The following is a 7,404-nucleotide window of genomic DNA, read 5'->3' as shown; positions in this document are numbered from 1 at the left end:
TGCCGATGCACGATATGCCTACGGCACGCTGTGCGAAGGCACTCCTGCAAGTGCCTTAACAAAAGTTCATACAGTGTCGATTACTTTTGTCCGACTACTTAGTTTCATCTGTGGAAGAAGCGCTATTTTTCCATGCGATCGCCCGTAACAGCCAAACTGGATTTGAAATTAAAGGCGGAAATCCCCTGACAGAGAACTATTCCGTCTTGCGTCCGGAAGTTTTAGAAGGTGCGGATGGACGACCGATCGCACAGAAAAACGCTCGTTTTATTCAGAAATTACTCGAATTCGATGCTGTCATTATTGCAGGTCAAGCAAAAAGTCATTGCGTCGCCTGGACAATTGACGATTTGCTAACCGAAATTGTGGCGCAAGATCCCAACTTGGCGAAGAAAGTTTATCTGCTAGAAGATTGCACTTCACCCGTCGTCGTTCCAGGAGTAATCGACTTTACAGATCCAGCAGATGCAGCTTTTAAACGCTTTGCCGATGCGGGAATGCACATAGTCAAATCAACCCAGCCGATCGAAACTTGGGCCGATCTTACGCTTTGAATTTTAACCGCAGATAAACGCAGATGAACGCAGATATTTTGCTTTCATCTGGGACGAATGCCAAAGAAACCCGGTTTCTCTACCAAATCAGGGTTTGCACACCTAAAACCGAGAAAGAAACCGGGTTTCTACGCTCATACTGCGTCAGTATTTTCATCTGTGTTTATCTGTGTTCATCTGTGGTTCCTTTATCCTCACCATTCCTAATTAATATGAGCCAAACACCCAATCTCAACAACCTTTTCCAAACAGCCCAAGAAGAAGGATTGCTTTCTTCTGCATCCTTACAAGCATTAAACGTAATTGACATCGGTAGCCAAATCCAAGCCGGATTGGGAGTGAGTGTAGATGATGTCATGGCGAGCGAAGTTGTACTTCTAACCATCATGCCCGATGATTCCGGTTCTATTGCTTATTCTGGCAATACTCAAGCGGTGCGAGACGGTCATAATGCCGTACTCGACGCTCTTAAAAATTCCAAACAGCGAGACAACATTTTAGCTCACAATCGCTATCTCAACGGTCATGTGTTGTATCCTTATTGTCCGATCGATCGAGCGGTGCGGATGGATGCGGGTAACTACCAACCCAACGAAGGTACACCTTTATATGACCAAACTATTGTGTTGCTGGGAACTGTTTTAGCTAAGTCTCAGGAATTCGCCGATAACGGCGTTCCCGTTCGCACTATCACTTTAATTATTACCGATGGTGCTGACGAACATTCTACAAAAGCTACTGCCAAAAATGTTGCTTCCATTGTTAAAGATATGCTGATGGCAGAAAATCATATTATCGCCGCAATGGGGATTGACAATGGCAGCACAGATTTCCGCAAAGTGTTCCAAGAAATGGGATTGCGGGATGAGTGGATACTAACCCCAACTAACAGCACTTCCGAAATTCGTCAGGCTTTTCAAATCTTTTCCCAATCTGCGGTGCGGGCTAGTGTTGGCGCGGCAAGTTTCAGTCAAGCAGCGTTGGTTGGTTTTGGCAGTCCTTGAGGTCACTCGATGAGAGCATTTTAGATTTTGGATTGGCTCCGCCTTTAATATTGTAGAGACGTTTCATGAAACGTCTCTACAATATTCGGAAAATTTTTTTGATAATTCCCCTTGAAATGGGAGGCTTGAAACCTTTTTTTCGGTCAATCATTAAACGTAGGGTAGACTCTTTTGCAGTAGAGAATATTTACAGGCACAGCGCTCCCCCAAATAAACGGTAAGTCTCGTCCTCACCGATTATGTCGCTCACAGCCTCAGAATGGGTAGTAAAGATAAACTGACAATTTTGGCCTATCTTGGGAATTTGGCGGACTAATAACTGTGCCGCTGGCGGGTGAAGATTGAGGTCTATTTCATCAATTAATACAACCGATCGAGCAATTTGTTGCCGGACAAATTCATAGAGGATAGGAAATACCGATTGTTCACCTGCTGACATTTCTACAATGTCGTAGGTGCGGTGTCCGTCATTGATTAAAAAGTAATAATCTTCTGGTGTTGGTGAATCAATTCCGGGCATCGGTTCTACCCCAGCAAAGGAGCGTCCCGGAAAGATTTTCTTGTAAAGATTCTCCAATTGCATCAAGTAGTCAATGGGATAGCTATGAGTAAGCTGGGCAAATTTCCAGCCATTAAGATACTTACGCAAGCGAGCTACACCCAATTCAAAGGAAACTCTACCAATTCCTGACTTTTCCGACCCATATCCATTTTCTTCTATAGGCGGATTTGAGCCGAGATTGCGAAATTGGTCAAACCAGAAAATACCTGGAAGTTTGGCGAATTCGGAACGAACAGATGGATCGGTTTTCAATAACTGTCTGGCGTAGTATCGCCCCCAAAACTGAAAATATTCTGGACTATTTCTGGCACGACATCTTTCCCCATCTAGGATTATTTGGACAGAATTGCTATCACCGGGTTCGACTCCAAAGCGTTCTGGTTGTGCATCCAACCATCTTCTAGCTACAGCTTGTGTGGCTTCAATTTCTTCATCTTCAAATGATACTTCTAGTTCAATGTACGGATGTCCCCAGCGCTGATAGCGACCGGGAAGAAACCCTAACCAATCAAAATCAGATACACTTTGAATTTGTCTAGTTGCTAGGGCTAGTGGAAGTGCGATCGCTTGCAGCAGAGTTGTCTTGCCAGTACCGTTATCTCCAACTACCAGAAATCGTTTGCTAACGTCGTTGAGGCTTTGGTTTTTGAACGAAACTTCAAGATGGTCAAATCGCTTGAAGTTTTTGATCGGAATAGACTCGACTTTCATCTGCCTTTCCCCGTAGTTGGAGCGATTTGAGATTACAAATTAGTGGAAATTGCTTGCACGGGACAAGTGGGGATGCACTGTTCGCAGACAATGCAGCGCGATCGCGTGAACATCAGCTTAAATGTCTGCGGTTCCAAAGTGAGCGCTTCCGTGGGACAAACGCCTGTACACAAACCGCAGTGGACGCAGACATCTTCATCGATCAAAATTTCGCGGCTGGCTAAAGAAACGGTGATGTCTTGCGATCGCATCCATTCGATCGCTGCATCCAAGGCATCAATATCGCCCGATAGTTCTACCACCAGCTTACCAACTTGATTGGGCGCAACCTGAGCGCGGATAATATTGGCAGCCACGTTAAAATCCCTAGCCAGTCGATAAGCTACTGGCATCTGAATGGCGCGTTTGGGAAAAATCAGCGTTACTCGTTTTTTCATACTTACCTTTTAATTATTAATCAACACAAAGACTATCTTCGGCTGGATTTTTGTAAACCTCTTTTCTGCTCACCTCGCGGATATTACCCGCAGACGTTACCAAGACATTTACCACCGAAATCGGATGAGGGCCACAGCCAAATACTCTTTTTTCGTACAAATTGATTAAATAACCTTGTGGGGTTTTAACGACATTAGTATCTTCTATTTTATCCACAAAGTATTCATAACTTGGGTTGGCTTGTTGTCCGTAGTAAGCCTGGAGATTTTTTACAGCTAGGGCATAGCTCAATGCTTCTTCAGTCGATTCGATCGGGGCAAATAGTTTTTTGAACTCGGAAAGATTTTTGACAAGCTTAAACTTGCCATTTCTAAATACAATATAGCGAATATAGTTGGGAAGTAACCCACCCGTGCGGTAGAAATAATCTGCTGGGGCTGGCAGCGATCGCGACGGTGTGAGCTTGCAAAATAGCAAGGGAAGCGGTGGTGTAAGTCCGCCCAGCAAATCGTCAGGTTTGCTTAATCGGTTGCATCCAAAGGCTAGCACTGGCGCTTGCGGAGCGCAATCGAGAGCATCATACTCGTCAATACTGCAACCAGCTTCTAGAAAGGGATTTATATTCATATCCAGTTGTGGTTTTGGGTGATTAACCACTTCCGGTAGTGACTGGGAAGCGGCTAAAAGCAAGCTCCCACCGAAAAGTAAAATCAGAAACCGATAAAAATTGATTAGCACGATAGCCTCTGTCTAGTTGAGCTAGATTAAAATTAGCGTGTAATTGTTTTTTTGTAAAAGATAACCGATGAATAGCAATTCAACTAACCCACCGATAACATCTCCGGAAAACACAGAATCGACTGTAGGGAAGCGCGTCAGAAATTTATTGATTGTATTAGCAGCGATCGCTCTCACCGTTGCCCTATTTTTTGGCTCGCGCACCGAGACAGACACGGCTACCCTCACCACTTTAGCGGAAAATTCTACACCTCTGGAGGTAGCCCTCAGCAACGGTAAACCAAGCCTAGTGGAGTTTTATGCCAATTGGTGTACCAGCTGTCAGCTGATGGCTAAGGATATGGGCGAACTCGAACAAGAGTACGCCGGTAAAGTAAACTTCGTGATGCTGAATGTGGATAACAGCAAGTGGTTGCCAGAAATCGAACGTTACCGTGTGGATGGAATACCTCATTTTGTCTTTTTTGGCCAAGATGGAAATGCGATCGCGCAAGCAATTGGCGAACAACCGCGCACAGTCATGGCGGCAAACTTAGAAGCCTTAGCTGCTGGCGAACCAGTACCCTATGCTAGAGCTACTGGACAAATTTCCAAGTTTAAGGCACCCGTAACACGGAAAGCTGGATCGGACGACCCGCGACTGCATGGCTCTCAAGTCGTGAATTAACAAAATTTAATTGAAAGAAAGCAAAGCATCTTTGTCGTTGACATCATTACAGCCGATCGCTCTCAGGGAGCCAGGAAAGAGAGCGATCGCACTTGCGTCAAGTACGCAGATATAGTGATTTAAATCACAGCTTATGGCAAACATTATCACATTTTTATCAAACCTTTAATCACCAAATAGCAATTATCAGCCGCCTACAATATTCTGTAAATAAGGAAGGAGTGTGTCAAATGACTAAACCTTGTGACAAACCCTTGAAACAAAACCCATTTCTAACTTATAGAGACCCAGAAACGGGTAAATGGATTGTTACCAAGTCTGCCCCTGTACAAGCGACGACTCTAGCCGCTTGAGTAATATCAAATCCTTTATAAAAAGGCATAAATTTGGCAATATTATATATCTGTGTGGTTGATTTATATCAACTACTATCATTGAAATGCGGCATTTTTTTTATAACGCTTAAAGTTGAGCAAAAAAACTATACTACTTTCCAATTTTATAGGGTATTTACAACGCTTTTCAGGTGAGTAGGTACGCGAACCCGGTTTCTAGGGTCTACTTCATCCGACCGCAAGCTGCTGTGTACAGCATTATCTCTAATTTAGTATGTGATTTTGCTCACATTAATTGTTAAATCTCGGTCACACAGATCGATTGCTGCTACTCACAATGAGATGTTATTAACTATCACATTTAGTTAGTTGGCTCAATCACTCTCGACCACAGGAATTTAAACGATATTAAAAGCATAGAGTTCCACTAATAACGATGCAAGTCCAACTCCTCCCCAACGCAATTTCCGAATTATTCGCTCAAGTCAGCGCATCCGGTCGTATAACTTTGGCAGATCGCTATGGATTGATGGCAGCGGTGTTGGATGAATCCCTTGAAGAAGAACAAAGAAGCGCGATCGATCGCCTGATTCGCGCTCTTTATAAAGGACGGATTGTTGTTGTAGATGAACTTTCTGCAATTATGTAAACCCATATTCGCCTGGAGGCTAACGTTATTCTAAAAATTTTATAAAAGCGTAATTAAATATATAGATAAATATTTCGCTTTTTGTCCCAAATCTCTACCAGAAAGGAATATAATTGTCCGGATATATTGGGCAAAGCGTGTGTTAAATTAAAAGCATACAATCTCTCTCTCGCCCGGACAGCGATACTAGCTGAACGGGCTTTTTGTTGGAGCGTATTTTGCGATCGCCCAACAAAAAACCCCTCTTCGGAGGGGCATCATCAGGGTGCATCTATTTGATTTAATCTTAATCTTCCTAACCTACCGAGCGTTTCACACATCCGGGTGAAAAAGTAACCATAAGTTCTGAATTTTGACTTTTGACTTTTAACTTTTGACTTTCTTAGTGTCCGTAGCCGTTCAAAGGGCCATAAGTTTCTAGCCTTTCCACAGAACGTCTGCCATTTGGTTGCTGTACGACCAGCTGACCCCTACTGCCGTTAACGGTGTAAGTGTAACGACCGTTTCTAGCGGTAAATACAATACCTCTGTAAGAAGATAAAGGCAAAGTGATGCCACCGCGTCCATTTTTGTTAGTAGCAACATAATACTTGGGCGTATTGCGATTCCTCTCTGCGGAGCAAATAGACACGTCATAGTTGGCACTTTCAGCAAAGTACAGAGGTTGTGAATTGCGAGTCGGACAGGGTGGTGCTTCTGCTGATGCCTTCATAGCGGGTGCGAAGCACAGAAATGCTCCCATAGCAACTAAAGTTAGTTTCAGTGCGGCTTTGCAGTTTAATTCTTGTAGAGCTTGCATAATTTAACCATTACTGTGAAGATGAAATTTTAAGGAATTATTGTTCGGGCGCAAAAATGACATTAGTGCCGATCGACTTACAATTCCTAATTTTTAAAGTAGCGTTTTGGGAAAAGCTTCCACCTCATTCGATATGGTGAACTGAAGCTCACCCTATTTGTCTACCCGATAGCATGATGGACTATATTTGCAGTAAAATGTTTCTGCTTGGGCGATCGCTTGTTTTTAAACTGCTTAAATTTGCGATCGGCTACAAAAAACCCCATGTTTGCTGGTTAACTACCAAAGAATTGGCGAATTGGCTGGAAAATAGCGCCCAAACGCAGCCAATTATCATTGATGCTCGCAGCGAGGCGGAATACGCCGTCAGTCATCTCAAAAATGCTCGCCGAATAGATGCGATCGCACCCAATTTAGCCTTACTTCCAGACATTTCCAGCGATACCCCCATTGTCGTATACTGTTCTGTCGGTTATCGCAGCGCAAATATTGCCCAGCAACTTCAACAAACCGGATTCGATCGCGTTTATAATTTGCAAGGTAGTATCTTTCAATGGGCAAATGAAGGACGACCAATTTTTAAAGACGATCGTCCTACACAGTTCGTACATCCCTATAATGCTATTTGGGGAAAACTACTAAAATCCCAATACCGCTACAAAAAAGCAGAGGGGCAGAGGAGCCCAGGGGCAGAGGAGGATTCTTAATTACCAATGTCAAAAGTTTCCATCATTATTCCTACACTCAATGAAGCAGCCTCTTTGGGTAGCACCTTGCGTTGCTTGAATGCCCTTTCGCCGAATGCTTGGGAAATACTCGTTGTCGATGGTGGCAGCGAAGATGAAACTGTTGAAATTGCCAAAGCAGCTAATGTCCGCCTTCTTACTTGTGACAAACGCGGACGCGCAATTCAGATGAATTGCGGAGCCAAAGCTGCAACGGGAGAT

The 7,404-nt window shown here is 43.7% G+C and carries 11 protein-coding genes and 1 pseudogene; 7 read left to right on the top strand and 5 right to left on the bottom strand.

Annotated elements, in window-relative coordinates; genetic code table 11:
- Positions 1-98: 98 nt before the first annotated feature.
- Positions 99-554, top strand: a pseudogene (locus tag H6S82_RS12110) (isochorismatase); the annotation flags it as partial.
- 23 nt (positions 555-577) lie between these two features.
- Entirely contained in the window at positions 578-1,558 is a 981-nt protein-coding gene (locus H6S82_RS12105; RefSeq protein WP_242056919.1) for a hypothetical protein, read from the top strand.
- Positions 1,559-1,745: 187 nt separating this feature from the next.
- On the opposite strand, the gene H6S82_RS12100 is transcribed toward H6S82_RS12105, so the two are convergent.
- From H6S82_RS12100 to H6S82_RS12090, 3 genes are read right to left on the bottom strand one after another with little or no spacing between them, the layout of a single operon-like run.
- On the bottom strand, positions 1,746-2,831 hold the full coding sequence (locus H6S82_RS12100) for an ATP-binding protein (RefSeq protein WP_190469919.1): 1,086 nt from the start codon (positions 2,829-2,831) through the stop codon (positions 1,746-1,748).
- A 32-nt stretch (positions 2,832-2,863) separates the two neighbouring features.
- Positions 2,864-3,268 (bottom strand): NIL domain-containing protein, encoded by a 405-nt coding sequence (locus H6S82_RS12095; RefSeq protein WP_190469916.1) that lies wholly within the window; start codon positions 3,266-3,268, stop codon positions 2,864-2,866.
- A 16-nt stretch (positions 3,269-3,284) separates the two neighbouring features.
- Positions 3,285-3,896, bottom strand: coding sequence for a hypothetical protein (locus H6S82_RS12090; RefSeq protein ID WP_191056260.1), 612 nt, complete (start codon positions 3,894-3,896; stop codon positions 3,285-3,287).
- Positions 3,897-4,074: 178 nt separating this feature from the next.
- On the opposite strand from H6S82_RS12090, the gene H6S82_RS12085 reads away from it, so the two are divergent.
- Positions 4,075-4,674, top strand: coding sequence for a thioredoxin family protein (locus tag H6S82_RS12085; RefSeq protein ID WP_190469911.1), 600 nt, complete (start codon positions 4,075-4,077; stop codon positions 4,672-4,674).
- Positions 4,675-4,680: 6 nt separating this feature from the next.
- On the opposite strand, the gene H6S82_RS12080 is transcribed toward H6S82_RS12085, so the two are convergent.
- Positions 4,681-4,818 carry a hypothetical protein gene (locus H6S82_RS12080; RefSeq protein ID WP_190469908.1) on the bottom strand — a complete coding sequence of 46 codons (138 nt, stop codon included), beginning with the start codon at positions 4,816-4,818 and terminating at the stop codon, positions 4,681-4,683.
- 86 nt (positions 4,819-4,904) lie between these two features.
- Here H6S82_RS12080 and H6S82_RS33970 point away from each other — a divergent pair, with 86 nt between their 5' ends.
- The gene (locus H6S82_RS33970) at positions 4,905-5,027 is read left to right on the top strand and encodes a hypothetical protein (RefSeq protein WP_255512277.1); all 123 of its coding nucleotides are present in this window, start codon (positions 4,905-4,907) and stop codon (positions 5,025-5,027) included.
- A gap of 418 nt (positions 5,028-5,445) precedes the next feature.
- On the top strand, positions 5,446-5,658 hold the full coding sequence (locus tag H6S82_RS12075; protein WP_190469905.1) for a hypothetical protein: 213 nt from the start codon (positions 5,446-5,448) through the stop codon (positions 5,656-5,658).
- A 382-nt stretch (positions 5,659-6,040) separates the two neighbouring features.
- Here the strand turns inward: H6S82_RS12075 and H6S82_RS12070 are convergent, their stop codons facing one another.
- Positions 6,041-6,457 carry a hypothetical protein gene (locus tag H6S82_RS12070; protein ID WP_190469902.1) on the bottom strand — a complete coding sequence of 139 codons (417 nt, stop codon included), beginning with the start codon at positions 6,455-6,457 and terminating at the stop codon, positions 6,041-6,043.
- A 173-nt stretch (positions 6,458-6,630) separates the two neighbouring features.
- Between H6S82_RS12070 and H6S82_RS12065 the strand changes: the two genes are divergently transcribed.
- Positions 6,631-7,164 carry a rhodanese-like domain-containing protein gene (locus H6S82_RS12065; protein WP_199315461.1) on the top strand — a complete coding sequence of 178 codons (534 nt, stop codon included), beginning with the start codon at positions 6,631-6,633 and terminating at the stop codon, positions 7,162-7,164.
- Between the two features lie 6 nt (positions 7,165-7,170).
- Positions 7,171-7,404 (top strand): glycosyltransferase (locus H6S82_RS12060; RefSeq protein ID WP_191056259.1); only part of this gene is annotated, 234 nt, incomplete at its 3' end.

Origin of the sequence: Planktothrix sp. FACHB-1355 (assembly GCF_014748295.1) — a bacterium.
Lineage (GTDB): Bacteria > Cyanobacteriota > Cyanobacteriia > Cyanobacteriales > Aerosakkonemataceae > Aerosakkonema > Aerosakkonema funiforme_A.
The sequence above is the reverse complement of the archived record's forward strand: the minus strand, read 5'-3'. Positions and strand labels throughout refer to the sequence as shown.

Excerpts from the sequence above, each read along its gene's own strand:
- H6S82_RS12090 (WP_191056260.1), bottom strand. The coding sequence starts at position 3,896 with ATGAATATAAATCCCTTTCTAGAAGCTGGTTGCAGTATTGACGAGTAT.
- H6S82_RS33970 (WP_255512277.1), top strand. The coding sequence starts at position 4,905 with ATGACTAAACCTTGTGACAAACCCTTGAAACAAAACCCATTTCTAACT.
- H6S82_RS12085 (WP_190469911.1), top strand. The coding sequence starts at position 4,075 with ATGAATAGCAATTCAACTAACCCACCGATAACATCTCCGGAAAACACA.
- H6S82_RS12080 (WP_190469908.1), bottom strand. The coding sequence starts at position 4,818 with ATGTTTGCCATAAGCTGTGATTTAAATCACTATATCTGCGTACTTGAC.
- H6S82_RS12105 (WP_242056919.1), top strand. The coding sequence starts at position 578 with ATGAACGCAGATATTTTGCTTTCATCTGGGACGAATGCCAAAGAAACC.
- H6S82_RS12100 (WP_190469919.1), bottom strand. The coding sequence starts at position 2,831 with ATGAAAGTCGAGTCTATTCCGATCAAAAACTTCAAGCGATTTGACCAT.
- H6S82_RS12075 (WP_190469905.1), top strand. The coding sequence starts at position 5,446 with ATGCAAGTCCAACTCCTCCCCAACGCAATTTCCGAATTATTCGCTCAA.
- H6S82_RS12095 (WP_190469916.1), bottom strand. The coding sequence starts at position 3,268 with ATGAAAAAACGAGTAACGCTGATTTTTCCCAAACGCGCCATTCAGATG.
- H6S82_RS12070 (WP_190469902.1), bottom strand. The coding sequence starts at position 6,457 with ATGCAAGCTCTACAAGAATTAAACTGCAAAGCCGCACTGAAACTAACT.
- H6S82_RS12065 (WP_199315461.1), top strand. The coding sequence starts at position 6,631 with ATGATGGACTATATTTGCAGTAAAATGTTTCTGCTTGGGCGATCGCTT.